This is a genomic window from [Chlorobium] sp. 445, from assembly GCA_002763895.1.
Taxonomy (GTDB): domain Bacteria; phylum Bacteroidota; class Chlorobiia; order Chlorobiales; family Thermochlorobacteraceae; genus Thermochlorobacter.
The window spans coordinates 16,596-42,772 of sequence record NSLH01000018.1 but is presented as its reverse complement, the minus strand read 5'-3'; the positions used below and the strand labels follow the sequence as shown (position 1 = coordinate 42,772).

Sequence of the window (26,177 nt, the reverse complement as noted above, 5' to 3'; positions counted from 1 at the left end):
GAATGCCAGAGACACTCCCGAAAGAAGTTTTCAAAAAAGTCCGTGAGCTTGAAGTTCGTACACGCGGGCTTGTCAATAACATCTTCAGCGGTGAGTATCACTCAGCTTTCAAAGGCAAGGGGATGGAGTTTGCGGAAGTGCGCGAGTATCAATTTGGCGATGATGTCAGAGCAATCGATTGGAATGTCTCGGCGCGGCGCGATGATGTCTTTATCAAGGTCTATGAAGAAGAGCGCGAGCAAACGCTAATGATTCTCTTCGATGCGTCGGGCTCAGGCATGTTTAGCACAGCCCATCAATCCAAGCGCGACCTTGCTGCGGAAATTTGTGCCACATTTGCCTTCAGCGCAATCAAGAACAACGATAAAGTGGGCTTGATTATCTTCACCGATAGTATCGAAAAGTTTGTCGCCCCGCGCAAAGGCAGAACACACGTGCTGCGAATCCTGCGCGAAATTTTCTTCTTCAAGCCCAAAGGTAAAACCACGAACATTGCCGCAGCACTTGATTTTGCAACACGCGCACTTAAGCGCCGTGCAATTGTCTTTCTCGTCAGCGACCTGATGGATTCGCAGTATATCGAGAAAATGAAACTCATTAACAAAAAACACGATTTCGTGGTCATTCATATCACTGACCCAAGAGAATTTTCTCTGCCTCAGGTCGGACTGTTAGAACTCGAAGATGCAGAAACCGGCGAGTGTTATCTTGTCGATACCTTCGATGAAGCGTTTCTAAAAAGTTATGAGAGTCGCATGTTGCAGATACACGCTAATCGCAAAGCGCAATTACAACGCTTACAAATCGATATGGTGCAAGTCTCAACCGATAGGTCCTACATCAAACCGCTCACAAACTTCTTCCGACAGCGTGAACTGCGTCAATAAAACCAAAAGTGCAACGCTAACGGCACTGGTGCTTAGCCTAATGAGTGTCATTGCCATAGCCATACCACTCCATGCACAGCAGCCGATAACAACGCTCTCGATTGCGCCTGACACTTGCACCATTGGCGACAACATTTTCTACACACTCAATGTCTTAAAGAAAAGCTCAATACGTCTGAACTATCCGCAGCTCTCCGATAGCACAGTGTTTTCTCCATTTGAAATTCGCCAAGTAGAAATGCTGCCAGCAGAAGCACGAGAAAATTTGATTCTCGAAAAAATCCGCTACACGCTCACGGTCTTCGATACAGGCATGCAGACCGTGCCCGCAATTTCTGTGGCGTATCTTGATCAAGAAACACAGCAACAAGACTCCATCGTGTTAGAAAGGAAAAGCGTGTATGTCAAATCTGTATTAGATACGGCGCGCAAAGACATTGCAGACATCAAACCTGTGCGCAGTGTGCCCATACCGCTGTGGGTATATCTTACAGGCGGCGCTCTGCTGCTTGCGTTCGCAATAGGAATTTATTTCCTTGTGCGCTATTGGCGTACTCGAGCGCCTGCACCTGTGCAAGCACCAGCGCTGACACCGTACGAAGTGGCCTTGGCAAAATTGAAAGGGCTTGAAGAGATCACACTAAACTCTCAGAACGACTTCAAAATCTATTACAGTGCGATAAGCGACGCAGTACGAGAATTTTTGGAGCGCCATTATGGCTTTCCAGCAATGGAGCAATCGACATCAGAAATTGATGCGATACTGCAAGCAAAGAGACCGAAAGAAGAAGCTGAGCGTGTTAAGAGCCTGCTTGAGAAAGCCGATCTTGTAAAATTTGCAAAGTTTCAGCCGACCGTAAGTGAAGCCAAAGAAAGTTTAAGTGTAGCATTTCAAATTATTGAGATTGCTCGACCAAGCCAAACCCCAGATTTATCAAACCGTCCAACGCTGCGCAATCATGTTTGAGATGTTTTTTCAAAGAGAGTTTTCATTTCAAAACCCAGAGGCGTTTTGGCTTTTGTTGACTCTGCCGCTGCTTGCATTTTGGCAGTGGCATCGAGAGAGAACAGGAAAAGTAGCGACCCTGATTTTTTCAGATGTGCGTCAAGTGGCAGAGGCACACAAAAGCATGTTTTCAGTCAAATCTTTTCGCCATAGCCTAACGCTCCTGCGCTTAATGGCGCTGGCATTGTTGATTGTGGCACTTGCGCGACCGCGCCTAGAGAATCAAAAGCAAATCATCTACGCCGAAGGAATTGACATCATCTTAGTCATTGATCTCTCAGGCTCCATGCTTGCCGAAGACTTTGAGCCGAAAAATCGCATTGAAGCAGCTAAGGATGTTGCTATTGAATTCATTAACAATCGCATAAGCGATCGCATTGGCTTAGTGGTGTTTGCTGGACAAAGTTTTACGCAGTGTCCGCTGACGCTCGACTATAATCTGCTCAAGTCGTTCATTGCCAAACTCAAAGCCGGAATGTTAGACGAGGATGGCACAGCAATCGGTATGGCAATTGCGACAGCAACGAATCGGTTGCGTGACTCTAAGGCTAAAACCAAACTGATTATTTTGCTCACCGATGGACAAAACAACGCGGGAGAAATTGAGCCCATTACAGCAGCAGAACTTGCGGCAGCTTTAGGCATCAAGATTTACACGGTAGGTGCAGGCACACAAGGCTACGCAAACTATCCTTTTGAAGATCCACTTTTCGGCAAACGATACATGCGTGTCAAGGTCGATGTCGATGACGCAACACTCACACGCATTGCTGAACTGACGGGTGGAAAATACTTTCGCGCAACAGACTACGAGAGCTTAAAGAAAATTTACAACGAAATTGATGCACTCGAGAAAACAAAAGTCGAAGTAGAAACTTATGTAGAATACAAAGAAGAGTTTGCACAATTTCTTGCACCCGCCTTAATTTTTCTAGCAATTGAACTGCTGCTGGCTCACACGCGCTTTCGCAAAGTGCCATAATTGAAAGATAAAGCGCATGCTAACAGAATTCTTTTGTGTATGCAGCACGAAAGAGTGTTTCATAGTCAGGTGTAAGCGTAACATTGCGCCGTTTCATCACAGTGCGTGCAACTTCCAGCGCTTTATCTAAATCGTAACGAACAAAGCCGTCGGCGCCTCCCCATTGAAATGAACCAATGGTCTTGGGTGGAAACCCAGCACCAAAAATGTTCGAGCTCATGCCGACCACAGTGCCCGTATTGAACATGGTGTTGATGCCACACTTTGAGTGCTCACCCATAATCAAACCCAAAAATTGCATCTTCGTATCAATCTCTTTGCCGCCAACATTCATACGAATGGTGCTGTAATTGTTTTTGAGGTCCGAGGTGTTGGTATCAGCACCCAAGTTGCACCAACTGGAAATGTAGGAGTGCCCAAGAAACCCTTCATGTTGCTTATTTGTATAGCGCTCTATGATACTGCCTTCAACTTCTCCGCCAACTTTTGAAAACGCACCGACATAGACATAATCGTAGAGCTTGGCGCCAATTTTGACAGTGGCACTTTCACCAATCATGACATAATTCATGAGCACTGCATTCGGGAAGATTTTAGCGTTTGGAGCCACATAAATGTATCCTTCCGTTGCATCTAAAACTGCACCTGCACGAACTTGCGCGCCACGCCCCACATAAATGCGCGACTCATCGACGAGAATAGCGCGTGGATGCACTGTGCCTTCAACTTTTCCAAAATCCTTGCACTGCATCGCTTCACGGCGAAATTCCTCTGGATGCAGGCGTACTAAATCCCACATAAAAGCAATGTAGCGACAATCAACCTGCGTGCTTGAAAAGCGTTCGGCAATCATTTTAGCATCAATAAGTTCAGGTGGAGAATCACCAAAAAGCTCGTGAGGATTTGTGCGAAAAGCAATAAGCTGTCCGCCATTGAAGTACGCTTTACCAAACTCAAAAGCACCGCTTAGAACCTTTTGCGCAAAGGGTTTGTCGCAAATCACGCGCCCATTGAGAAACAGCACATCGTTCTGGGTAAAGGTGTTGATAGCATAGTCTGTCAAAACTGTACGCCAGTATGGTGCAAGTGCAGCACGCATGTGCAGCGAGAGTGGAAGAGAAGACAGTGCGACTTCGAACTTTTCACGCAAGGTGCGCATGCCCAGCGTGAGTTCGTAAATCGGTTTGAGATGAAGTAGCGGCGTGAATTTGAGGACAGCATCATCCTCGAAAAGCATAACTTGCATAGCGGTACGATGAAACTCAAGAAGTAACTAAGAGACTGCAACGACACGCAGCGACTGCGGTACGACGCTGACTTGAACAGACTGACTGACTTGTTCATAGACTTCGCCATCTAAGTGCATAGACTCAGGGCGCGAGAGATGAATTATGGCTCTGCTGATTTTAGTGTAAATCACTTGTGAGGTGTGAATATGACGACCACGCATAAATGCAAATACCCAACGAGGCAATTTCCATATTGGAAATTCTTTCAAGATACAAATATCTAACCAGCCGTCGTTCATTTCTGCTTCAGGCGTAATCCAAAACTTGCCCCCTTCGCGTTTGCCATTGCCAATCATAAGAGCAAAGACGCTTTCTGTAATTGTCTCTACGCCGCTGGGCGTATGCAGTTCTATGGTCATCGGTACGGCACGATATGTACGACCGACAACCCACAAGGCATAAAGATAAATCAGATCGCCACGCACATGCGGCACTTGCTTGGCAATACGCGCAATTTCGCCCGTGAAGCCAATGCCAAGCGAATTCAAAAAAGCGCGTTTAACACTTGAGCCGTTCTGCTCAAAGTGCACGGTGCCAGTGTCAATCATGCATGTTGCAGTATTCAAAACTTTTTCAACCGCAGTTTCAAGCGGCACTTTGCGCGGTGCAGTGTTGCCTGAAAGATTGCTGTAAAAGTCATTGCCCGAGCCTATCGGTATGCAGCCGAGTACAGTTTCGGAATGAATAAGCGGTTGCGCTGTTTCATTGAAGGTGCCGTCGCCCCCGCAAGCGACAACAATATCAACCGAAGACTTAACAGCGCGCGCAAAGTCTGTTGCCTCATTGGGCTGTGTCGTCAGTTGAATGGTAGTATCGACTTGCTTAGCTTTCAGCGTTTGCTGCAAAGGTTTCACCTTCTCTTTTGCCTTACCGCGATTGGCAGCAGGGTTCAGAATAAACCAGTAACGGCGTGTAGCCTGAGCAGTGGCAGCGCTATGTTTGGAGTGAGGCGAGGGCAAAGATTGAGGAGAGTCTAATTCTGACAAGAATTTTTCGCGCATAGATTGACAATGCAAGGTTGAAAGAAGAAGTAACACGGTTGAAAGTTTTGCACAAAACTAATGTGTGAATCTGTATTTTCGCATTTTAACTGATGAGAATATGCCAACACGCAAGTTTATTTTATCAAACGATTCGTTTGCAGAGCAGCCTGCCTCTTGCGTACGCTTAGAAAGATATGAAAAAGACTTGAACGCAGCGCAGTTAGAAGCAGTACGTACAACGCAAGGTGCAGTGCTGGCGATTGCTGGTGCAGGTACAGGCAAGACTAAGACGCTGACCTATCGTGTCGCCTATCTGATTGAGGCAGGTGTGCCAGCGCAGTCGATTTTGCTGCTGACTTTCACGCGCCGCGCCGCTGAAGAAATGATGAATCGTGCGGCAGCATTAGCAGGTGTGCAGAGTGCGCAAATTCTGGGTGGCACCTTTCACGCTTACGCACATAAGCTCCTGCGTCAATATGGCTCACATATCAAATTGGCAGATAATTTTACCGTGCTCGACCAAAGCGATGCTGAAGATGTGATTGATATTGTGCGCACAGCATTAGGCTATCACAAGAAAACTCTGACACAAAAACGCTTCCCCAAAAAAATACCCTTCAAAGCATCATTAGTGCAGCAGCGAATCGAAATCTCTCCATTGAGGCGATTCTGGAAGAGAGTTATCCGCACTTTCTGTCTCTGGCTGAAGATATTAAGAAAGTAGCTGCCGCATACCGTGAGTACAAACGCACTAATGCGCTTGTGGATTATGATGACCTTTTGACCTTGACAGCAGAACTGCTGATGGAGTATCCCGATGTGCGTGCCCGCATCAGCAGTGCATTGCGCTATATCATGGTCGATGAATATCAGGACACAAACAAGGTGCAAGCTGAAATGGTGCGCCTGCTCTGTGAAGTACATGGCAATGTGATGGCTGTCGGCGATGACGCACAATCAATTTATTCCTTTCGTGGTGCGGATTATCGCAACATTCTTAATTTTCCAAAGCAATTTGCAAACTGCCGCATTATCAAACTCGAAGAAAATTACCGCAGCACATCGCGCATCCTTGAGCTGACCAATGCTGTCATAGCACAAGCCAAAGAAAAATTTGCAAAGCGGCTCTACACCACAACCAAACTTGACGGCGACTATCCTGCTATTGTGCATGCCCCGAACGAAATGTTTCAGTCTAAGTTCATTGCGCAGCGCATTCTGGAATTGCGCGAAGAAGGTATTGCACTCAATCAGATGGCTGTACTAATGCGCAATAGCCGTGATTCGTTTGACCTTGAGCTTGAATTGCGCCGACGCAACATTCCTTTTGTCAAGTATGGCGGACAGAAAATCACCGAGGCGGCGCACATCAAAGATTTTGTAGCCTATCTCAAACTGTTGCACAATCCCAAAGATGTACTAAGCTGGAATCGCATTTTGAAACTCTTGCCCGGCATTGGACCAAAGACGGCACAGGACATTACGGAGTGGATAAAAACCGCCCCCGATCCTTACCGCGTCGATACAGCAAGTCTCTCACCAAAATATCTTGAAGCACTGCGCCAACTGGCTGAACTTTTTGCAACACTGACTACTCGGCAGAGCAATCTCATAGACAAAGCCGAGAAAATTTATCAGTACTACTTACCTCTCATGCGCCAATGTTATTTTGAAGATTACCCCAAACGCCAAAAAGACCTCGAGAACTTTCTTGCGATTTTGCTCAATTATATATCGCTCGATGAATTGCTTGCTGATTTAGCCCTAGACCCGATTGACCTTTCCGCGATGGAGACAAAAGCTGTGCAGAAAGATGAAGCCCCGCTTGTGCTCTCCACAATTCACTCTGCAAAAGGATTAGAGTGGACAGCTGTTTTCCTTATCAATGTGCTTGATGGCATTCTTCCATCGCGATATGCAGTAGGCAGTGCGGAACAGTTAGATGAGGAATTGCGCCTGCTCTATGTAGCACTTACACGTGCAAAAGACTACCTTTACATTTCCTACCCGATTGTATGCTCAGGATTTGCCCAAGAGGAGTACTTCGGTAATCCTTCACGCTTTCTTGCAGCTTTGCCCGAAGAAGTATATGAGAAACTGCTGTTAGTGAAAGCAAACACACCGCCCAGTGCGCTGAGTGCGCCAGCGCGCCAACTCGAAAAGAAAAAGTCGGCTTCAACACAAGAAAGTAATGCACAGGATGATGTGCCGTTCTAATCTTCAAAGTAAGGTGATGAGTGTAAGTTGGTGCAAGCCGCCGAGTACGCCCAGCGATGAAAAAGCATAATCGAACTTGAAGCGCTCAATAGCAATGCCTAAGCCAGCCGAGAGCCCGGCAAGTCCTAATGTGCCTGTAAGTGTGAGGTCTTGACGCTGCAAGTTGCTATAGCCAAAGCGGAGTTTGACTGCATCGGTAATCGTAAATTCCCCACCAATCGTAAAATTGCGAAAACGTGAAAGAAACGACTCACTGGCGTCAGCAAGGCGGATAAAGCCGAGTGTCAGTTCCAAAGGTAAGCCTTCAAGTTTTTGCTTACACTAAAGCGCACATCGAGCGGAAGTGCTTCCGATGCACCATCAAAGGTGGAAAGTTGAGTGCCAAGAGTGATAAGCGCAAGCCCAATGTGCAGGTCTTCCGAGGGAATCAAGAGCAGCAGTCCTGCGTCAAGTGCCAGCGCGGTGGAACGAAAATTTTGAATGCCTGAGAAAATAAACTTGACGCCGATGCCAGCGCGCAAAGACCCAAAGCCGAAGCGTTGTAATTTGCGCGAGTAAGCAAGATGCAATGCAAGATCAGTTGCTGAAAACGTGCCTGTGGTGTTGCCTATCTCATCAGTTTCATCAAAACTGCCATAACTGACAAACGTGATACCTGCACCAAAATCTCCAATGTTTTCAATTTGGCGTCCATAGGCAAGAAATCCTGAATTGATATCGAGCAAATGTTTTTGAAAGCTAAAGGCGGCTTGTTTGTGTGTCGTTGAATCCAGCACGGCAGGATTTTGAAAAAACTGTTGATGTCGTGCGCAAGAGAAGCACTATTGCCGCCAAGCGCAGCGATGCGTGCACTGCGATCGAGTCGAAGAAACTCAAACGTGGTGGTCTGAGCATGAGCAGAGGGTGCGAAAGCAATGAGCAAGATTGTCAGCAGCGTATGAAAGCGTGGCATGTGAAATTGTTTTGAAGCAAACTACGCAAAATTGCACGGCATATCAAGGCAAGTATTACAGCACTCTAAGCTTCAACGCTAAGATATAAGTTATGCGCACTAATATAGCGTGCAATCAGCGAAGGCATTTTGCGAAAAGTAAGTTGACGGCGTTCAGGCTGAGCAAGCTCGAGACGCAGCGCTGTTGATGAAATCGGCAAATCTAATTTGATAAAATGCAGTTTGGCATTTGGAAATTCAGGCAAAAGTGAAGGTGTATTAGGCTGCAGCTGACGTGAGAAGACAACAAGTTCAGCCATATCCAGAATCTTATCGGGCGATTTCCATTTTGAAAAAATGCGGTAATTGTCTTCGCCAATAGCTAAAAGCAGCTTAGCGTTTGGGTATTGCATGGCAAGATATTGCAAGGTCTCGAGTGTGTAAGAAGGATCATTCTGCTTGAGTTCCCAGTCGCTAGCCATGAAGCAATTGCCGGTTTCATTGAGCTCTTCTACTAAGAGTGAGACCATCTCGAAGCGTTGTTGATCGCTGGCGGTTGTCCCAGATTTGAGCGGATTGCGCGAGACGCTCAAAATCACTTTGTCAGGTTGGAGAAGTTCTCGCGTCAGTGTGCAAAGTGCAAGATGACCAAGGTGTGGCGGATCAAATGTGCCACCAAACAAGACGATAGATGACAAGGCTAGCTACCTAATAGTCGTTTGATTGCTTTGCAGGAGTTGTTCTTTAACAAATGCTTTTGCACCTTCGACTTTATACTTTTTATCAGGAAATTTTTCCTCATATCGTTCAATTTCATCTTCGGCTTCACTCCAACGCTCGCGCACAATCAACGTTTCAATCTTGCCCAGCAGGGCTTCTTCGTAGTAAGGGCTATCGGGATAGCTCGTGAGCACTTCATCGAAGTAGAGTGTGGCGGCGCGATAAGCACGCAGTTGAATATACTGCTTGGCTGCATCAAGCGCTTTGAGAGCAAGTTTATTGCGGCACTCCATAATTTTTTCTTCGGCAAGCCGCAGTGTGTCGAGCTCACCGAGTTGCGCTTGCAAGCGTCCAATAAGTGCTTCATAAGTTGCACGACGCGCAGAATCAGGAGCATCTGCAGCTAATAGGCGTAAATCTTGAATTTCACGGGCGATACGCGCCGAGTCAGGTACAGGGTAGGTGTCAATGTAACTTTGAAATTGTGCAATTGCGCGGCGGCTATACTCTTGGTCTAAGCTATGCACAGGAGAAAGTTTGTAATAGCACATTGCAATTTGGAAAGATGCAATTCGGCTATATGGCGAAGATGGAATATTGCGCAAAAGTGTCTGATAGGCTTCTGCAGCAAGAAGATACTGACCGTAAAAGAAGTAGCTTTGTGCTAAGTAAAACTGTACATCATCTTCATATTCCGTGGCACGGCTGGTATAGATAAGTTTATTTAACTCGAGCTGCGCGGCATAATAGTCTTTCTGCTCATAGAGCGATTTTGCATACTCGAAGCGACCTTTGAGAGATTCGTCAAATATGATGCGCTGTGTGCTACACCCTATAGCTGCAAGAGCTAAGCCCAAGCAAAACAAGGTGCAAGCTATGCGAAATGATGAAAGCATATCGTCAATTAAATCTATCGGCTTCTGACACTAAAAAATAAAAATACAATAATTCCAATTGCTCCCACGATAGCTGCGGGCATTGCCACACGCTCCCAAAATGAGGGCAGTTCAGGCTTGAATGTCTCCGTAAAGCGTTTGTCTTCGCTCTCGACAAGTTCATATGTGTGCACCGTGTCCTGAAAAGCAATTGTGCGAGCATGCACAAGCAACGTTTGCCGCTGCGCGCTAACAGCCTTACACTCCAAGTAGAGTTCAAATTTGCGCAGCACTTGCGCATCATTCAAAAATTGGTAGGAGAAATTCGCTTCTACAGCACGTGCATCAAGTACGGCATAATCTTGGGAGTCGAGTGTCTCGCGCTCGTAGAGAGTAAAGCCTGCAGCGAGCAGGTGGCTTTGAAGTGCAGCATCAAGCAAGCCTTGAAAAGTGTAAGCGGGCGCAGGTGTAAAGAGCAGAGTTTGGGGCACAGCACGTTGCAAAAGGGTTTGGACAAGATGCTCAGCATAGAGGTCGGCAAAAACCGCACTGGTGAGTTTGGGTTTAGGTTGCGCATAAATCTCGAAAACGGGGCAGACAAAGAGCAGTGCTAAGACGAGTTGCACCATAGGTCAGAATAGGCTCAAAACTGGTTGAATTTCAAATAGCACACGTAAAAAGATTTGAAAATCATTAAGACGCGCACCTTCGATGTTATTTGCGTTGTAACGCCAAACAGGTGTGAGGTTGAGCTCCGCATTGAAGGCATTAGAAGGTTGATAGAAAAATCCAATGGTCAGGGCGGTGCGCCGCTCAACAATGCCAAAGGGCGCAGGTTCACTGTAGCCCGTTTGAAGATTGTATCGTGTAGTATCGAGCCATGGTTCGGTGAATGGACCGTAGAGACTGCCCTCGCCTTTGCCAACGAAGAGCACGCTTGCCGAGACACGAAACTGCTTGAATGCCCAGTGTGAAAGCCCAAGTTCCAGCGACTCAAAATCTGTACCAAGTGGGTGTGCAAGCGGATTGGTATTGAAAATCCAGCGCTGGTAGCGATTGAATTGACGTTGATGGTAGGTGCGGTTGATTGCTCGAGAAATTTCAATGAAGGCATCAGTGCCATAGATGCCGAGCGGATAGAGCACATTTGCTGCACGAATACCAATTTGACCCGACCATAAGTTTGGCTCAAGCGCAGTTTGATCGACGATATTGAACTGCCAATCATCAACAACGAAACTGCCATAGATGTTAATCCCGTTGAATGGGAAGATGCTCAAGTCTGCACCAACAATCGGGTTGATTTCTTCTCTTTGGTTGAACTGCTCGCCGTAAATGACCGAAAAAGGATTGATGTAGCGCAGGTCCAGCGAGCGATTGCGTCCGCCATAAAGCACGCCTTGCCATAAGCCCAAGCGCAGTTTGCTAGAAAAGAGGTTGAGATCGAAGCGAATAGCGGTCAGATAGCGCTCAGCGTAACTTTGGATAGCACCAGAGGGTGTCCCTTCTTCTCGATACTCCACCTTATCGAGCATCGCAATGATGTAAGTGAAGCGTAGCGTTTTCGTATTAAGTTGAAGCATGAGCTGATCGAGCGGACCTGCTGTGTTAGAAAGACTGAGGCTATAGCGACCATATCCCCAATTGACGTAATCGCGCCCGAGCTTGACGCGAAAAAGCTCGCCGTGGTAGGCAAAAAATGCTTGTTCGGTGTATGCAGTTGCCCCAGCGTACGGGCGAGCAGGCACGAGGTCAAAGACGCCAGCTTGTTGCACAATCGAGGCATTGTAGATCACGAAATCACGATCGAAGTAAAGTGAAAGCCGTCCGCGTCCACGAAAGCGAGGGCGCAGGTCAATACCGCTCTGATTTTCGGGCGGCAGTTGCAAGTCAGGGCGGGGACCTTCGCGTCGCTCTACAATCAATTCAGGACGTGCAGCGATGCGAACCGCAGCTTTTGGAAAGACCTCGTCACGCAGCCAGCCTAATTCATCGTCCAGTTCTTGCTCTAATTTGTTGAAGAGCCAAAGCGTTACACGGTCTTCAATAGTGAATTTATCAGTCTCTAAAATTGCGCGTGCTACATCGACGCGTTCATACGGACGTGCCACGTCGTAAAGCCGTGTCAGATAGCCACGCACAATAAGCTGATCAATAATATCGTATGCCCAGTGCCCAGCAGGAAAGGTCTCGCCGCCTGCCTGAAGCGAGCGTGGGAAAAATGTTGCAAAAACAAGCAGAATAGCAACAAAAAATGTGGCTAGTCGGGACAAGCGTCGTTGCAGTTTAGTTACCAAGTTGGTTTTTAGAAAAATGCAATTTAGGCTAAAAATTTACGCAAAACCTTACGGTTGAGAAAACTGCAGTGTGATAAGAGGAATACCAGTAACAGCGATGAAACCGTGCATACATCGCCTTACACAACGACATGGAGTATACAGAAAACCGTTTGTAGCGTTCGCTGTCTAAAGTGCAGTGTCTGACAAGATTATCGGCGTATAAAGCGCACGGCATACGCACCATCTAGATGATGGATATGCGGAAGAATTTCCACTGCACCTTGTGGATTAACCAAGTGATGCAGTGCTGTTGGTAACACTTCTCTGGCGTCTTGAATCATCCAATCGGGACGGTCATAGAGAAAGGCATTGACAAGTTGCTGATTTTCCTCTGGCTCAATCGAGCAAGTCGAGTAGACAATAATGCCTTCATCTTTCACAAGACGCGTCGCATTATTGAGCAGCTCGCGCTGTGTTTTTGCCAGTGTAGTGATATCATTTGGAGAAAGTCGCCAACGAAGTTCTGCACGACGTGAGAGCACGCCTGTCCCTGAACATGGCGCATCGAGTAAGACGCGATCGAATTTTTCTTCGGTTTGGAATAGACGCGCATCCTGTTTGGCAGTTTCAATGATAGAAATGCCAAGTGTCGTAGCCAGCCGAGAGATGTCTTGCAGTTTATTGCCATAGAGATCGAGGGCGAGAATTTTGCCCGTGTTGCGCATCTGTTCAGCAAGGAAAGTTGACTTGCCACCCGGAGCTGCACACATATCCAAAATTTGATCACCCGGCTTAGCACCTAAGAGCATGCATGCAATAGCTTGCGCTTCGCTTTGCACCGAAGCATATCCCATTTTCAGAAGTTCTTCCATGTCGAAGAACTTTTCAGGGATAAGAAAATTCTCAAGCAAAGATTTCTTGTAGTGCACTTGCTTCTCGCTCAGCATCTGCTCAACCTCGGCAAGCGTGGTCTTCAGAGGATTGATGCGAAAACTGATTGTCGGTGGTGTATTGTTAGCGCTCATTAAATCTTGCGCTTCTTGCAGGCTAAAGCGTGTAAGCCAGCGCGCTAGGAGCCATTTGGGATGTGAGTACTGCAGCGCAATTTGGTCGGCAAATGTCCCACCTTTGACCTTAAAATTAATTGTTTCAATGTTGTTGGAAATGTTGCGCAACACACCGTTGACCAAGTTCCCCAAAAATTGATTTTTCAATTTCTTGGCAAGCTCGACGGATTCATTAACTGCAGCCCACTTTGGCACTTTCGTAAGGTAAAAAAGCTGATAGACGCCGATTCGCAGAATGTTGCGAATGTCGACATCCATTTTTTGGTAGTCGTGGTTGTAGAACTGCTGAATGATGTGATCGATCTTCGCGCGCTCACGCAAGGTACCATAAACCATTTCCATAGCAAACGCCTTGTCAAGGCGCTCTAGCGAAGACTGATTGAAATAATTATTGATAATGGTATCGGACTTAGCTTTGCCAGTTTCAACGTCCTTCAAGACCTTGACGGCGATTTCACGTGCTGTCATAAATGTGATAACGTTTTGCCTTGCTGAATGTATCCCTAATTACCTGAAACTGCAGAAGTAAAAAGGAGCCAGCGCGTTTCAGACATTGTATCAATAAACGGCTCAAATTATTCGTCTTGTCTGCTTACTTTGCTCTGTATTCCTGTCCTACTTCCCACATATTTCAGATTGTAACTAAAAATTTACGACAAAATCGGGAGTTTGCAATTTCAGAGTTGACGGGGCGCACAGCGTTTGACCGCCTCATCCAAAACGCGCTGAATGAGTTGGGCGTATGATAGTCCAGCTTGTCGCGCTGCCATTGGCAAGCAAGAGTGTTCATCAGGATTAGGTAAGATACCGGGTAGTGGATTGATTTCAATAATGTGCGGGGTACCGTGCGCATCGAGGCGAACATCAATGCGTGCCCAATCACGGCAGCGCAGCGCAGCATAAGCGCGTTTGCAAAGCGCAGAGATTTGCTCGGCAAGTTCATGCGTGAGGGGTGCTGGACAGCGAAACACATCGACAGGATGACTGGGGTCGTCCCATAGCCACTTTGCTTCATAAGAATAAATCTTGCGTGAGCTAGCGGGCAGATGCTCAAAGGTGATTTCAACGATGGGTAAAACCTCAACGCACTCGCCATTGCCAAGCAAGCCTACGGTGAACTCTCGTCCAGAAAGAAATGCCTCAACGAGTGCAGGTTGCTTATAGACCGTGAGCACTTCATGCAGTTGAGCAGAGAGTTCTTCGGGTGTCGTAACAACGGAGCGCTCGAAGACGCCTTTGCTTGAGCCTTCATGCAGAGGCTTGACGATGAGAGGATAGGTGTGAGCACGTGCTGCAAATGTAGCAATCTCACTGAAAGAAGAAACGAGCCAAAAGGCTGGCGTAGGAATGTTGTGATAGGTCAAGATTTCTTTTGTGCGGGCTTTATCGAGTGTAAGGCAAAGTGTCAGGGGGTCGGAGCCTGTGTAGGGAATCCCCATCAGGTCGAGCAGTGCCGGAATCTGTGCCTCACGACTCGGTAAGCCAATACCTTCGACAATGTTAAAGCAAATGTCGGGCTTAGAGTGTTGTAAGGTCTCGACAACAGCAAGAATGCGATTGGGATGGCAGTCAATCAAGACAATGTCTGAGACAAGCGGATGGGTGCGCAGGGCGTCAGCGACAGCCGCAATCGTTTCAGCATTATCCCACTCAGCAAATTCATCACATGCGTATCGACTCGCGGCGGAAAGAGAGTCGGGTTTCTGATTATAGAGTAGAGCGACGCGCATAATTATGACTTTGCCGCAGAATCAGAAAATATCGTGGTATCACGAATGAGTGCATCAATGAGTTGAACACCCTCAATGTGCTGCACAACATCGACCGCACGCTGAAGTTCTTCACGGCAATCGGGCAAAGCAATAAGCACGACTTTTTTGCTGGCGCAGGTAGACTTCGACGCCGCTAATGCCAGCCTGTGAGAGTGCAGCATCAATGCGGTTGATCAGTTGTAAATCGCTCAGCGGGCGAGAGACTTTGGAAGATTTGGAGGTCGCCGACCGTGAGACAACCAGGCTAATTGCTGCTACGGAAGCAAGCCCCAAAAGTCCCCAAAGCCACTTGGAGCGTCTCGGAGCAGAGGTGTCTTTTTCTGATGATGAGGTATCAGACATAAAAATTTTTTGTAACAAATATTTACAAATTTACAACTTTTTTTGCCTTTGTAGCATCAATTTGCCATAGCTGATGCGACTGTCTGAAGTAGAGTTTTGAGCGAGAACGGCTTCGTAATAAAGGCGGTAACACCACTGCGTTCCAACCGATGCTGATAGGCAGGTTCAATGCTGCCTGAAGCAATGATAATAGGCAGATTCGGTATTTCTTTATGCACAAAGTAAGAAAGCTCTTCGCCATTTATTTCAGGTAAAGTCAAATCAAAAATGCAAAGGTCAATTTCATCACGCATGGTTAGGATGGTCTTGAGGGCATCATGGCTGTTGGTGAAGGTAAGCGGCGTATAGCCCGCCGAATGGAGGGCGCGACTCATAATCTCGCACAAATACTGTTCATCATCGACAATCAAAATTGTGTTGCGGTGCTCGGGTGAAAGTCGCCTGAAAGGAGGTGAGAGAGAGACTGAAGTCTGCTTAACTTCAAGCGTTGTGCTGGTCAAGTCTACTAACGGAAAAAGCATGATGAAGCGAAGCCTGCGTCGAGGTTCATATTGCGCACCCATAAAGCCATGGTGCATCTTGACGATGTTGAGTGCAATCAGCAAGCTCAGTCCAAAACTTTGACCATGCTCTTTAGCAAACTGTGCTGGATCAATCATAACGACAGGAGCACCTGATGAACCGGCGGCATCACCGATAATAAGCGCAACATACTGTGAGGGGTTCTGCAGCCCAAAAAATGAGGATATTGGAAGAGAGAGCGGTTCGCAGACTTCAAGGGCAACCTTGTTGCAAGCCGGAAGAATACCTTGAACAGCGGTAGTAAGATTAAGAATCAGTTGTTGAAGCAGAGTTTCGCTGCCATAGATTTCATCGCACTTCGTGTCGTGTGTGAGTTTGAGCGAAAAGTAGCTTGAGAGTGTGGAGCTCAAAAGGCAATGTGCATTTTCAACAATAGACCAGAGCGAAAGTTTGGAAAATGGCACATCTGCTGCATTGACAAGGTTAGAAATCCACTTTACGGTTGCAAGTCCATTTTGAATTTTGGTTTCAATAGCTAAAAGTGCTTGTTGAAGCGCCTCGCTGTTACTGAGGTGCGTTTTGGCGTTGCGCATCAGCAGATCTAAATCATTGAAGATAAGATTGAACTCGTAGGCAATACCGCTGACAAGTGCACATGCGGCTTCTAATTTTTGATGAGGCTCCCAAAGCTCGTAGAGCATACTATTCTGCTCGGCAGAAGAGATGGCTGGCTTAACAATGTCAGCGGCAATGATAAGTATTGGCTGCTTGCTCATGACAACGCTGACAAGTAACTGCAAACGAGCACTGCCTGACGGCGTTTGGAAACAGAAAATTTTTTTAGGCAAAGTTGTCTCTTGCGTCTGTTTGAGCGCAGACTTGATAAACTCATCTAACAAAGGTTGATCTGATGGAATTGCAAACGAGGAAAGCGGTTTACCGACAACTTGCGAGAAACTGCTTTTGCCGAAGAAGCCTAATGCTGCGTCATTGCAAAAACAAATCTCTGTATCGGTATGCACAACAAGAAAGAAGGGTAAATGTGAGAGCAATTGTTCGTTGTGTACGGTTCGCTCCACTTGCTCCTGTAGCCACCACTGTATCTTTTCGTGTTCTCTTAGTGCGGTTTGAGCACGATGATAAAGCCAGATGCCTGTAAGTGTGAGTATGAGGCAAAATCCTAAGAGAAGTAAAAGCCAAATCTCGTTTTGCATCGTTGCAGTTTAGAAAGCCTTAAAAGAATGCAAACCTTATCAAAAACGATATGGGTTGTGCAGCAAAGCGTGCACAAAAAATTGCGCCTCGATTTTGGGAAACACACTACAAACCAAGCAGAATGTTAGGCTTTTAGATCATCTGGTGAAATCGGCAGTTTGCGAATGCGCTTGCCAGTGGCAGCAAAAATAGCGTTGCAGACTGCAGGAATAGCAGGTGGCAAGCCGGGCTCACCTGTGCCAGTTGGTGCTTCAGTGCTAGGTACAAAATAAACTTCTACTTTGGGCGCTTCATGGATACGCAGCGAATCATAATCCCCAAAATTCGATTGCTCAACACGTCCGTCTTTAATGGTAATGGCACGTTTGAAAACACATGAAAGTCCATCTATAACGCCACCTTCCATCTGCGCGGCAGCCGAGAGCGGATTGACAACAATGCCGCAGTCAATCGCTACTACAACACGATGTACTTTTACTTCACCTGTTTGTTTATCGACGGAGACTTCTGCAACTTCTGCCACGTCACTTCGGAACGACTCGTGGCATGCGATGCCACGATAAATGCCAGCGGGCAATGGTGTGCCCCAGCCTGCTTTTTCAGCGGCAAGTTCCAGCGCAGCTTTAAGACGCTTGTTTGTCAGCAAATCCCGCCGAAATTCAAACGCATCTTTGCCAGCTAAATGTGCTAATTCATCGATAAAACACTCGGTAACAAAGGCATTTTGTGAACTGCCAACAGAACGCCATGCGCCAGTCGGCACACCCGGATTATGCATCACCCATTCAACATGAAAATTTGGAATTCGGTAAGGCACATTTTGTGCACCTTCAACAGCGGCACCCTCAACGGTGTCTTTAGGGTGCGAAGCATTCAAGGCATCTCCCACAATTTTATGCGTCCAAGCAGCGATGTTGCCTTGCGCATCGAGTGCCGCGCTGAAGAGATTGTAAGTAGAAGGACGATACAGATCGTGCTGAATGTCATCTTCACGCGACCAGATGACTTTCACAGGTGCCTTAATGGCTTTTGAAATCTCGATTGCGTCGCTGACATAATCAGGATAAAGTTTGCGCCCAAACCCGCCGCCTAAAAAGGTAGTATGCACAATAACTTTGTCTTTTGGCAAGCCTGTAATATCGGCAGCAAGACTTTGCACTCGCTCTGGCACTTGCGTGGGTGCCCAGATTTCACACCTGTCAGGCTCGACACTTGCAACTGCGGCAGGTGGTTCCATTGGTGCATGAGCTAAGTACGGAACTTCATAGATCACATTGAGCAATTTCTTTTGAGCTTGCGCAATCACACTTTCAGCATTGCCAATTGATTTTGCTACCGCGCCTTTGCTTTGAGCAAGCAAGATACGCAACTTGCGGATTTGCTCGCTGCTTTGCTTTGCAAACTCGCCTTCATCCCACTTGATTTTAAGTTTCTCTCGTGCCTGCATGGCATTCCAATATCCATCAGCTACGACCGCCACACCCGACTTAATTTGAAGCACATGCTTGATGCCCGCTGATTTTCTTGCAGCTCTGTCGTCCACACTTTTTACTCTGCCACCAAACACAGGACACCGCTCCACAACAGCAACGAACATATTCGGCACCCTTACATCAATGCCAAATGTGGCACGACCGGTAACCTTATCAAGGGTATCGAGGCGCAGTGTAGGCTTGCCGATAAGTTTGAAATGCTGCGGATCTTTCAAAGGTGGATGTTGTGGCACAGGGAGCTTAGCCGCAAGCGGTGCAAGTTCACCGTAACTCATCTGCTTGCCACTGACATGCAAAACAAAACCATTTTCAGTGCGGCACTCTTTTTCAGGCACACCCCATGCTTTGGCGGCTGCTGAAAGCAGCATTTGGCGTGCAGCGGCACCTGCCTTGCGAAGTATCTCCCAATTGGTGCGCACACTGGCACTGCCGCCCGTCGCCATGCGTCCGTATTTTTCATGCGCATCACCTTGCTCGGCACGGACTTTTTTCCAGTCGGCATCGAGTTCTTCAGCTAAAATCATGGGCAAAGCGGTATGCACACCTTGTCCCATTTCAACTTTGCCAAGTGTAACAACAATACTCCCATCAGTTTCAATGCGCAGCCATGCATTGGGTTCAAATGTAGCAGCAGGTAAGTGTGATGCAAAGAGTTGATGCTTGTCGTCAGACTGTAAGTAAAACCCAAGTGCAAAGCCTGTGCCAGCAAGAGAGAGAATTTTCAGAAAGTCACGTCGAGAAACACTCGAGCACGTATCAAATGAGATCGTATCAGGCGTTTGATGAACTTTGCTCATTTAAGTCCTCCATGATCTTGCAATTTTGCAGCGCGATGAATTGCGGCACGAATGCGTTGATAAGCCCCACAGCGACATAATATGCCACTCATGGCTTCATCAATATCGGCATCAGTAGGATTTTTCTTTTCGTTCAAGAGACCTGCAGCAGCCATAATTTGTCCAGGTTGGCAATAGCCGCATTGTGGCACATCTTCCAAAATCCAGGCTTGCTGCAAAGCGTGAGTGCCATCAGGCGAGAGTCCCTCAATCGTGGTAATAGATTTTCCTGCAACCATTGAAACAGGGCGTGAGCACGATTTTGCTGCCTCACCATCAATAAGCACCGTGCAAGCCCCACAGTAGCCTTTGCCACAGCCAAACTTTGTGCCAGTCATGCCTAAAACATCGCGCAGAACCCAAAGCAGTGGCATATCTGGATTCAGCGTAAGTGTGTAGGAGGTACGGTTGATACTTAGCGTAAAAGACTTCATCATTCAGGTTTGATTAGTTCAAGGCGCAACGTGCAATGATGTTAGACGCAATGATGTTAGACAAAGCTAGATACAAATTAACGCAATATAGGTAGAAAGATAAACTGTTGCGCTATGCACATTCTGATGTGAAGTGCCGCATGTGTGCGCAGTGCAAAAAGTGCTGGACTAACTCTGGTGTTTAAACCTGCCTTTGTGCACGCTTGTCTTACAAGTGAGCCGTAGTAGTAACAATTAACATCGTCATCTTCAACTTAAACTTGTATGACAATGAAAGCGACAATTCTCTCTTTGGTTTTGGTAGCCTTGATGTTTGGTGCAGCGGTGCAAGGTGCACGCGCACAAGACGCTGAGAAGATTCTTAAAGAAATGCAAGACTTGCGAGAGCAAATACAAGAGCGCCGTGAAAAACTGCGTGAGCTGTATGGTACGAAAGCTAATCTGCACGATGCACAGCGTGAGATGCAACAAGCTCGTCAAAACCTGCACAGTGCTATCAAGGCTGATAACAAAGACGCAATTGAAGCAGCGCTAAAAGCATGGCGTGAGGCTAAAATGAAATACAACATCGCCAGCTGCGCCGCAGGTGTTGACCGACAAAAGGTGCGTCAGGAAAATCGCTACATGTACAAAGAACTCAGAGAACTAGGATATGCTATGCGAAGGGGCTGTAGATAACTCGAATGTAGCTGGGTTGGAGAGAAGTTGATTGCTGGCTGATGCAGGAAGCATCAGCTACTTTTTTGTAGTCCAAGCCACTCTCTAAATCTATCCCAACGGCGATTGATGGACATTGCCCCTTCGACCAAAATTCTCGAGTTGCTAAAATTGCGTGCCAAAATGCGTGCTTTGAGTTCATCAAGATGAGCTTCGGTTTCAGATTGCATCGCAGCGGTCAGTGATTTTGTGCCAGCAAAGGTTTCTCTGACAATGCGTGTCGGCGGTTTGAAGGAAAGAAAAAGTTCAGGTTTTTGTTCTTCAAGGTAATCAATGCGTGAGACCATAGAGCAAACATAAATCGCTGGTAGTTTATCCAAGACGCGCTCTACAATTTTTGATGCCCCATTGAAAAAGACAATCGGTCGCTTGTCAACGTGCTCGATGATGCCCTGCGGGAAAATCCACAAAGCGTTTTGCTTATCTGAAGGCTCTGTGAGTTTTTCGACGGCATAGGTGATGGTCTGCATGGCTTCGCGCGGGTTTTCTCGCACGATGGAGAATGCACCAAGCCGCGTAAAGAATTGGTAGCGCACAAGTTGCTTGTATTCAATGATGATGTAAAGATTTTGCTTGAAGTAGGCTTCAGTGCAAAGTTGTGTCCAAAACCCATCCCACCAGTAAGCATGATTGCAAAAAAAGATGATGGGGGTCTCAAGCTCGATGTGTTGCAGCAATTCTGTGCCGAAGGTACGGACTTTATCGAAGTATTTGCGAAACTGCGCGCGTGAATAATGGCGAAACCAAAACGTGTAAAGCGCGCTGCGACGAACTGTCAGCATTGAATTTTTGTGCAAACTTCATGGTTTAGAGAGCGGCAAATTTACATATTCACTCACTACATTATTTCATCTGAACCATGGTCATTCATCTCTCGCCCGAAGAGGTTGCAGCAAAACTGCGTAACAATCCTCAACTTACGCTCTTAGATGTGCGCACGCCAAGGGAATTTTTTGCGCGGCGCATTCCCACCGCTATCAATATCCCGTTAGACGAACTTTACCAACGCTACGAAGAGCTTGATGCAAAACAAGATATTGTGGTGCTATGTGAACATGGGATTCGAAGCGTCAGTGCAAGCGGAATACTGGCACAACTTGGCTTTGAGAAAGTCTTTAATATGCTGGGCGGTATGTCACGCTGGCAGGCAGAGACGATTTCGGGCTAAGAAGTGCAGAAGAGTGCAGCCATGTGCCTCTAAGCGTGACGAGGCAATACAGGCTACAGATGCAGAGAGAGCATAACCCTCCGCTAGGCGCTGCAGAGATAAACACAATGTATTGGGACGATTGCTCAAAAGATTTCTTATATTCGAAAAGTTTTCATGGCGCTTTGGCGCAATGTAGTTTTTCAAAATTGAAGAAAGGAGAGGTAACTATGCCAGAAATTCTCACCAACGGCAGCTCTGCCAAAAATTCAGATGTCAAGGTGGAAGAGGGCGCACAAAAATTGTCCCGCAGAAGGCAGGACTTGAAGATATTGTAGCGGCGACTTCTGAGATTTGCTTCATTGACGGCAAAAAAGGACGTCTGGTGTATCGTGGCTATGATGTTCACGATTTAGTCAATGGGGATGCGACATTTGAGGAAGTGATTTATTTGTTGTGGTATGGCAAATTGCCGAATCGACGCGAGCTCAATGAGTTCAATAAACGCCTAGTACAGCATCGTCGCTTGCCACGTGAAGTGGTGGCGCATCTTTATACCATTCCTACTTCTGCACCGCCTATGGAAGCCTTGCGCACAGCGGTCTCCGAACTTGCGCTCTATGACAACGATGAGCGTATGACAACGGAAGCGCACTTTGAACGCGCTTTCAAACTCATGTCGCAGGTGGCAACGATTGTCGCATTTGATGAGCGCATTCGCAACGAAAAAGATTTAATTCAACCCGACCCCAGTTTGCCGTTTGCAGCCAATTTCCTCTATATGCTCACAGGTAAACTGCCGGATTCTGAAATGACGCGGCTCTTTGACATCTGCCTGATTTTGCATGCAGATCATGAACTCAATGCTTCAACCTTCACGGCGCGTGTGATTGCAGCAACGCTGTCAGATATGTATTCGGCAATTGCAGGTGCAATTGGTGCCCTTAAAGGACCGTTGCATGGTGGAGCAAACGAGCAGGTAATGCGCATGCTAATTGACATTGGCGATCCAAGCCGTGCTGAAGGATATGTCAGAAAACTCCTTTCCGAGAAGAAAAAAATTATGGGCTTCGGGCATCGCGTCTATAAAACCGAAGATCCGCGTGCAACACACTTGCGCAAGATGTCGGAGCTATTAGGCTATCGCACAGGTAACTTGAAATGGTATGAAATGTGCCGCCGTATCGAGGCAATTGTCTTGCAAGAGAAAGGACTTTATCCCAACGTGGATTTCTACTCGGCGTCGGTCTATCACTTGATGGGGATTTCGATCGATCTCTTTACGCCGGTTTTTGCTGTGGCGCGCACAGCGGGTTGGGTTGCGCATATCTTAGAGCAATACGCTAATAATCGCTTGATTCGTCCAACTGCTGAATATGTCGGACCGATGGACAAGAAGTATGTCCCGATTGAAGAACGTGAGTGACAAGAGGTACTTGAAGGGCAACAATGCAAAAGCCTCGGGGAAACTCCACGAGGCTTTTTTGTTTTCAGAATGTCGTTGCGGCTTGCTGCTATAGGTTTCAGACTCAGCCTTTCAGTGCGGCGCGGGCAGCCGCTAATCGTGCAATTGGAATGCGGAAAGGGCTGCAGGAGACATAATCAAAGCCCAATCGATGGCAAAACTCAATCGAGCTTGGCTCACCACCATGTTCGCCGCAAATGCCAACTTTGAGCTTAGGTTTCACAGCGCGCCCCTCTTGCGTACCCAGTTGCATCAAACGCCCCACACCAACTTGGTCAATCGCCTCAAAGGGATCACGAAGATAGATTTCTTTTTCAACGTAAGTAGGCAAGAAACGTCCAGCGTCATCACGGCTAAGACCAAGGGTCATTTGTGTAAGGTCGTTTGTACCGTAACTGAAAAAGTCAGCGACTTTAGCGATTTCACCAGCCGTTAGAGCCGCACGCGGGACTTCAATCATTGTACCGACAAGGTATTCGATGCGAATGTTCTTTTCGGCGAACACCTTTTCAGCTGTCTCATGAATGAGCTTAGCTTGCATTTCTAATTCTCTGACGTGACCGATAAGCGGAATCATAATTTCAGGTAAGACTTTGATGCCATCTTTATGTGCATTGCATGCAGCTTCAAGAATGGCGCGCGCTTGCATTTCCGTAATCTCAGGATAGATAATGCCCAAACGGCAGCCCCTGAAGCCGAGCATAGGATTCATTTCCAGCAGCGACTCTACACGCTGATGCACTTCTTCGTAGGTCTTATGCAGTTTTTCGGCAAGTTCGCGCTGTTCTTTTTCAGTATGCGGCAAAAATTCATGCAGCGGCGGGTCTAAGAGACGGATAGTAACCGGATGACCGTTCATCACTTTGAAAATGCCATAGAAATCGACGCGCTGATAGGGTATAATTTCTTTAAGGGCTTCACGGCGCTCTTCTGCCGAGTTAGCCAGAATCATCTGACGAACTTTATCAATGCGGTCTTTACCAAAGAACATATGCTCTGTGCGGCAAAGTCCGATGCCTTCTGCCCCAAAGATGATGGCATTTTGCGCTTGGTCGGGCTGATCGGCATTTGCACGAATGCGCAATTTGCGATACTTATCTGCCCACTGCATCAAGCGTTCATACATCTGATAGACTTCAGACTCTTCGGGCTTGAGCGTTTTACTAAACAAGACTTGCAAGACTTCTGACGGTTTGGTTTGCACTTCACCTTCAATGACTTCGCCAGTCGAGCCATCAATGGAGATGTAATCACCTTCTTTAATGAGAAATTCTTTGCCTTTAACTTTCATGCGTGCCTGCTCGTAGCTAATTTCCAGAGCATCACACCCAGCGACACAGACCTTGCCCATTTGACGGGCGACCAGTGCGGCGTGAGAGGTCATACCGCCACGCGCTGTGAGAATGCCTTCAGCAGCAGCCATGCCACGAATGTCTTCTGGCGAGGTTTCAATGCGCACTAAAATCACGCGTTCGCCGCGCTTGGCAGCAGCTTCTGCATCGGCCGCATTGAAATACACTCGTCCCGTTGCAGCGCCAGGTCCAGCGTTCAAGCCGCGTGCCATCAAGCGACCTTTGTCAATAGCCTCGCGTTTTTGTTTGGGGTCAAAGATTGGACGCAAGAGTTGGTTGAGTTGTTCAGGTTCAATGCGCAGGAGCGCTTCTTTTTCAGAAATCAGCCGCTCATCTTTCATGTCTAAAGCAATTTTAATAGCAGCAAATCCTGTGCGCTTGCCAACACGACATTGCAGCATGTAAAGCTTGCCTTGCTCAATCGTAAACTCAATATCCATCATGTCCTTGTAGTGCTTTTCAAGGATTCGGCGGATTTTCTCGAGTTGTGCGTAAAGTTCAGGACTTTGCTTTTGCAGTTCCGCGATTTTGAGCGGCGTGCGAATACCAGCGACGACGTCTTCGCCTTGCGCATTCATCAAGTACTCGCCATAGAACACATTTTTCGCCGGTTGCTGCATCACGCGTGAAGGCAACACCTGTACCAGAGTTTTCACCCAAATTACCAAATACCATTGCTTGCACATTGCATGCTGTACCCCACGAGGCAGGAATGTTGTTAAGTTTGCGATAGACAATCGCTCGCTCGTTATTCCAGCTCTCGAAGACGGCACCAATAGCACCACGCAGTTGCTCAAAAGGATCATCAGGAAAATCCTTCCCGGTGCGCTCTTTAATGATGCGCTTGAACTGTGCAACAAGGTCTTTTAAATCATCAGCATTAAGTTCAACATCTTGCGTGACACCACGCTCTAACTTTTTTTGCTCAATGATCGCCTCAAAGGGGTCGATATCTTTTTTGTCTTGCGGTTTCAAGCCCATTACCACATCGCCGTACATTTGTACAAAGCGCCGATAGCAATCGTAAGCAAAGCGTGGATTGCCGCTGAGTTTGGCAAGGCCTTCGACGGTGCGGTCGTTCAAGCCTAAGTTGAGAATCGTATCCATCATCCCGGGCATAGAAGCTCTTGCACCAGAGCGGACGGAGACGAGCAGGGGATTTTTGGGATCTCCGAATTTTTTGCCCAAGAGTTTTTCCATTTTGGCAAGCGCTTCAGGAATGTCCTTTTCAAAAAGCCCTTTCGGATAGGTGCGCTGATTGTCGTAGAAGTAAGTGCAAACTTCGGTTGTAATGGTAAAACCGGGTGGAACAGGTAAGCCGATGTTCGTCATTTCGGCTAAGTTAGCGCCTTTGCCACCAAGCAAATTTTTCATGTTGGCATCCCCTTCGGCTTTACCACCACCGAAGAAGTAGATGAATTTTTTGCGACTGGCTTTTGGACTTGCCTTGGTTGTCGTAGACTTAGCGATTTTACCATTCTTGCCATGTCCATTTGTGACTGCACTCAGGGTGGCTTTGGCAACTGAAGTTTTCTTTGCGGCGGATTTTGCTTTCGTTGGCATACTCAAAAAAGTTAAGCGTTCAAAGTAAGCTAAATGTTCTTTTGGCTGTTCTTGCCTTGCAAGAAAAAGAAGTTAAGTAAATC

General features: G+C 47.1%; 25 protein-coding genes and 1 pseudogene. 10 read left to right on the top strand and 16 right to left on the bottom strand.

The window, feature by feature from the left end; all coding sequences use genetic code 11:
• Nucleotides 1-2: 2 nt before the first annotated feature.
• Genes CMR00_08470 through CMR00_08460 form a run of 3 tightly spaced genes read left to right on the top strand, consistent with a single transcriptional unit; the run spans nucleotide 3 to nucleotide 2,875 of the window.
• Nucleotides 3-887: a DUF58 domain-containing protein gene (locus CMR00_08470; protein ID PIO47804.1), complete on the top strand. Its 885-nt coding sequence runs from the start codon at nucleotides 3-5 to the stop codon at nucleotides 885-887.
• A 40-nt stretch (nucleotides 888-927) separates the two neighbouring features.
• Nucleotides 928-1,854 (top strand): hypothetical protein, encoded by a 927-nt coding sequence (locus tag CMR00_08465; protein ID PIO47803.1) that lies wholly within the window; start codon nucleotides 928-930, stop codon nucleotides 1,852-1,854.
• Entirely contained in the window at nucleotides 1,847-2,875 is a 1,029-nt protein-coding gene (locus CMR00_08460; protein PIO47802.1) for an aerotolerance regulator BatA, read from the top strand. Before CMR00_08465 ends, CMR00_08460 begins: the two co-directional genes overlap by 8 nt.
• A 19-nt stretch (nucleotides 2,876-2,894) precedes the next feature.
• Here CMR00_08460 and CMR00_08455 read toward each other — a convergent pair whose 3' ends face one another.
• Both CMR00_08455 and CMR00_08450 read right to left on the bottom strand, forming a co-directional pair.
• A complete protein-coding gene (locus tag CMR00_08455) occupies nucleotides 2,895-4,121 on the bottom strand; it encodes a transferase (GenBank protein ID PIO47801.1) in 1,227 nt (408 codons plus the stop codon).
• Between the two features lie 27 nt (nucleotides 4,122-4,148).
• A complete protein-coding gene (locus CMR00_08450; protein ID PIO47800.1) occupies nucleotides 4,149-5,165 on the bottom strand; it encodes a hypothetical protein in 1,017 nt (338 codons plus the stop codon).
• 64 nt (nucleotides 5,166-5,229) lie between these two features.
• Here CMR00_08450 and CMR00_08445 point away from each other — a divergent pair, with 64 nt between their 5' ends.
• Nucleotides 5,230-5,871, top strand: a complete 642-nt coding sequence (locus CMR00_08445; GenBank protein ID PIO47799.1) for a hypothetical protein — start codon at nucleotides 5,230-5,232, stop codon at nucleotides 5,869-5,871.
• Nucleotides 5,872-5,909: 38 nt separating this feature from the next.
• Nucleotides 5,910-7,364 (top strand): hypothetical protein, encoded by a 1,455-nt coding sequence (locus CMR00_08440; GenBank protein PIO47798.1) that lies wholly within the window; start codon nucleotides 5,910-5,912, stop codon nucleotides 7,362-7,364.
• A gap of 3 nt (nucleotides 7,365-7,367) precedes the next feature.
• Here the strand turns inward: CMR00_08440 and CMR00_08435 are convergent, their stop codons facing one another.
• On the bottom strand, nucleotides 7,368-7,658 hold the full coding sequence (locus tag CMR00_08435; protein ID PIO47797.1) for a hypothetical protein: 291 nt from the start codon (nucleotides 7,656-7,658) through the stop codon (nucleotides 7,368-7,370).
• Nucleotides 7,649-8,089 carry a hypothetical protein gene (locus tag CMR00_08430; GenBank protein PIO47796.1) on the bottom strand — a complete coding sequence of 147 codons (441 nt, stop codon included), beginning with the start codon at nucleotides 8,087-8,089 and terminating at the stop codon, nucleotides 7,649-7,651. The genes CMR00_08435 and CMR00_08430 overlap by 10 nt, the downstream gene beginning before the upstream one ends.
• Before the next feature lie 32 nt (nucleotides 8,090-8,121).
• Between CMR00_08430 and CMR00_08425 the strand changes: the two genes are divergently transcribed.
• Complete coding sequence (locus CMR00_08425) at nucleotides 8,122-8,331, top strand: hypothetical protein (protein PIO47795.1); 210 nt, start codon at nucleotides 8,122-8,124, stop codon at nucleotides 8,329-8,331.
• Between the two features lie 50 nt (nucleotides 8,332-8,381).
• Here CMR00_08425 and nadD read toward each other — a convergent pair whose 3' ends face one another.
• The 10 genes from nadD to CMR00_08375 all read right to left on the bottom strand — a co-directional run bounded on the left by nadD (nucleotide 8,382) and on the right by CMR00_08375 (nucleotide 19,850).
• Complete coding sequence (gene nadD, locus CMR00_08420; GenBank protein ID PIO47794.1) at nucleotides 8,382-8,993, bottom strand: nicotinate (nicotinamide) nucleotide adenylyltransferase; 612 nt, start codon at nucleotides 8,991-8,993, stop codon at nucleotides 8,382-8,384.
• Between the two features lie 6 nt (nucleotides 8,994-8,999).
• The gene (locus tag CMR00_08415) at nucleotides 9,000-9,911 is read right to left on the bottom strand and encodes a hypothetical protein (protein ID PIO47793.1); all 912 of its coding nucleotides are present in this window, start codon (nucleotides 9,909-9,911) and stop codon (nucleotides 9,000-9,002) included.
• A gap of 14 nt (nucleotides 9,912-9,925) precedes the next feature.
• The gene (locus CMR00_08410) at nucleotides 9,926-10,519 is read right to left on the bottom strand and encodes a hypothetical protein (GenBank protein PIO47792.1); all 594 of its coding nucleotides are present in this window, start codon (nucleotides 10,517-10,519) and stop codon (nucleotides 9,926-9,928) included.
• A 3-nt stretch (nucleotides 10,520-10,522) separates the two neighbouring features.
• Nucleotides 10,523-12,223, bottom strand: a complete 1,701-nt coding sequence (locus tag CMR00_08405) for a hypothetical protein (GenBank protein PIO47791.1) — start codon at nucleotides 12,221-12,223, stop codon at nucleotides 10,523-10,525.
• A 155-nt stretch (nucleotides 12,224-12,378) separates the two neighbouring features.
• Nucleotides 12,379-13,704 (bottom strand): 16S rRNA (cytosine(967)-C(5))-methyltransferase, encoded by a 1,326-nt coding sequence (locus tag CMR00_08400; GenBank protein ID PIO47790.1) that lies wholly within the window; start codon nucleotides 13,702-13,704, stop codon nucleotides 12,379-12,381.
• 209 nt (nucleotides 13,705-13,913) lie between these two features.
• Nucleotides 13,914-14,966 carry a D-alanine--D-alanine ligase gene (locus CMR00_08395; protein PIO47789.1) on the bottom strand — a complete coding sequence of 351 codons (1,053 nt, stop codon included), beginning with the start codon at nucleotides 14,964-14,966 and terminating at the stop codon, nucleotides 13,914-13,916.
• A gap of 111 nt (nucleotides 14,967-15,077) precedes the next feature.
• The gene (locus CMR00_08390; protein ID PIO47788.1) at nucleotides 15,078-15,350 is read right to left on the bottom strand and encodes a hypothetical protein; all 273 of its coding nucleotides are present in this window, start codon (nucleotides 15,348-15,350) and stop codon (nucleotides 15,078-15,080) included.
• Between the two features lie 56 nt (nucleotides 15,351-15,406).
• Nucleotides 15,407-17,086: a hypothetical protein gene (locus CMR00_08385; protein PIO47787.1), complete on the bottom strand. Its 1,680-nt coding sequence runs from the start codon at nucleotides 17,084-17,086 to the stop codon at nucleotides 15,407-15,409.
• A 125-nt stretch (nucleotides 17,087-17,211) separates the two neighbouring features.
• A complete protein-coding gene (locus CMR00_08380; protein PIO47786.1) occupies nucleotides 17,212-19,377 on the bottom strand; it encodes a hypothetical protein in 2,166 nt (721 codons plus the stop codon).
• Nucleotides 19,374-19,850 (bottom strand): (2Fe-2S)-binding protein, encoded by a 477-nt coding sequence (locus CMR00_08375; protein PIO47815.1) that lies wholly within the window; start codon nucleotides 19,848-19,850, stop codon nucleotides 19,374-19,376. Before CMR00_08375 ends, CMR00_08380 begins: the two co-directional genes overlap by 4 nt.
• 264 nt (nucleotides 19,851-20,114) lie before the next feature.
• On the opposite strand from CMR00_08375, the gene CMR00_08370 reads away from it, so the two are divergent.
• Complete coding sequence (locus tag CMR00_08370; protein ID PIO47785.1) at nucleotides 20,115-20,528, top strand: hypothetical protein; 414 nt, start codon at nucleotides 20,115-20,117, stop codon at nucleotides 20,526-20,528.
• Nucleotides 20,529-20,581: 53 nt separating this feature from the next.
• On the opposite strand, the gene CMR00_08365 is transcribed toward CMR00_08370, so the two are convergent.
• Nucleotides 20,582-21,349, bottom strand: coding sequence for a glycerol acyltransferase (locus CMR00_08365; GenBank protein ID PIO47784.1), 768 nt, complete (start codon nucleotides 21,347-21,349; stop codon nucleotides 20,582-20,584).
• Between the two features lie 77 nt (nucleotides 21,350-21,426).
• On the opposite strand from CMR00_08365, the gene CMR00_08360 reads away from it, so the two are divergent.
• From CMR00_08360 to CMR00_08350, 3 genes are read left to right on the top strand one after another with little or no spacing between them, the layout of a single operon-like run.
• Nucleotides 21,427-21,735, top strand: a complete 309-nt coding sequence (locus CMR00_08360) for a hypothetical protein (protein ID PIO47783.1) — start codon at nucleotides 21,427-21,429, stop codon at nucleotides 21,733-21,735.
• A 23-nt stretch (nucleotides 21,736-21,758) separates the two neighbouring features.
• Entirely contained in the window at nucleotides 21,759-22,052 is a 294-nt protein-coding gene (locus tag CMR00_08355; GenBank protein PIO47782.1) for a hypothetical protein, read from the top strand.
• Nucleotides 22,016-23,140 (top strand): citrate synthase, encoded by a 1,125-nt coding sequence (locus tag CMR00_08350; GenBank protein ID PIO47781.1) that lies wholly within the window; start codon nucleotides 22,016-22,018, stop codon nucleotides 23,138-23,140. Before CMR00_08355 ends, CMR00_08350 begins: the two co-directional genes overlap by 37 nt.
• Before the next feature lie 103 nt (nucleotides 23,141-23,243).
• On the opposite strand, the pseudogene CMR00_08345 reads toward CMR00_08350, so the two are convergent.
• Nucleotides 23,244-26,094 (bottom strand): annotated as a pseudogene (locus CMR00_08345) (pyruvate, phosphate dikinase).
• Between the last annotated feature and the right edge of the window lie 83 nt (nucleotides 26,095-26,177).

Excerpts from the sequence above, each read along its gene's own strand:
- CMR00_08470 (PIO47804.1), top strand. The coding sequence starts at position 3 with ATGCCAGAGACACTCCCGAAAGAAGTTTTCAAAAAAGTCCGTGAGCTT.
- CMR00_08465 (PIO47803.1), top strand. The coding sequence starts at position 928 with ATGAGTGTCATTGCCATAGCCATACCACTCCATGCACAGCAGCCGATA.
- CMR00_08460 (PIO47802.1), top strand. The coding sequence starts at position 1,847 with ATGTTTGAGATGTTTTTTCAAAGAGAGTTTTCATTTCAAAACCCAGAG.
- CMR00_08455 (PIO47801.1), bottom strand. The coding sequence starts at position 4,121 with ATGCAAGTTATGCTTTTCGAGGATGATGCTGTCCTCAAATTCACGCCG.
- CMR00_08450 (PIO47800.1), bottom strand. The coding sequence starts at position 5,165 with ATGCGCGAAAAATTCTTGTCAGAATTAGACTCTCCTCAATCTTTGCCC.
- CMR00_08415 (PIO47793.1), bottom strand. The coding sequence starts at position 9,911 with ATGCTTTCATCATTTCGCATAGCTTGCACCTTGTTTTGCTTGGGCTTA.
- CMR00_08410 (PIO47792.1), bottom strand. The coding sequence starts at position 10,519 with ATGGTGCAACTCGTCTTAGCACTGCTCTTTGTCTGCCCCGTTTTCGAG.
- CMR00_08400 (PIO47790.1), bottom strand. The coding sequence starts at position 13,704 with ATGACAGCACGTGAAATCGCCGTCAAGGTCTTGAAGGACGTTGAAACT.
- CMR00_08395 (PIO47789.1), bottom strand. The coding sequence starts at position 14,966 with ATGCGCGTCGCTCTACTCTATAATCAGAAACCCGACTCTCTTTCCGCC.
- CMR00_08390 (PIO47788.1), bottom strand. The coding sequence starts at position 15,350 with ATGTCTGATACCTCATCATCAGAAAAAGACACCTCTGCTCCGAGACGC.
- CMR00_08385 (PIO47787.1), bottom strand. The coding sequence starts at position 17,086 with ATGCAAAACGAGATTTGGCTTTTACTTCTCTTAGGATTTTGCCTCATA.
- CMR00_08380 (PIO47786.1), bottom strand. The coding sequence starts at position 19,377 with ATGAGCAAAGTTCATCAAACGCCTGATACGATCTCATTTGATACGTGC.
- CMR00_08375 (PIO47815.1), bottom strand. The coding sequence starts at position 19,850 with ATGAAGTCTTTTACGCTAAGTATCAACCGTACCTCCTACACACTTACG.
- CMR00_08370 (PIO47785.1), top strand. The coding sequence starts at position 20,115 with ATGACAATGAAAGCGACAATTCTCTCTTTGGTTTTGGTAGCCTTGATG.
- CMR00_08365 (PIO47784.1), bottom strand. The coding sequence starts at position 21,349 with ATGCTGACAGTTCGTCGCAGCGCGCTTTACACGTTTTGGTTTCGCCAT.
- CMR00_08360 (PIO47783.1), top strand. The coding sequence starts at position 21,427 with ATGGTCATTCATCTCTCGCCCGAAGAGGTTGCAGCAAAACTGCGTAAC.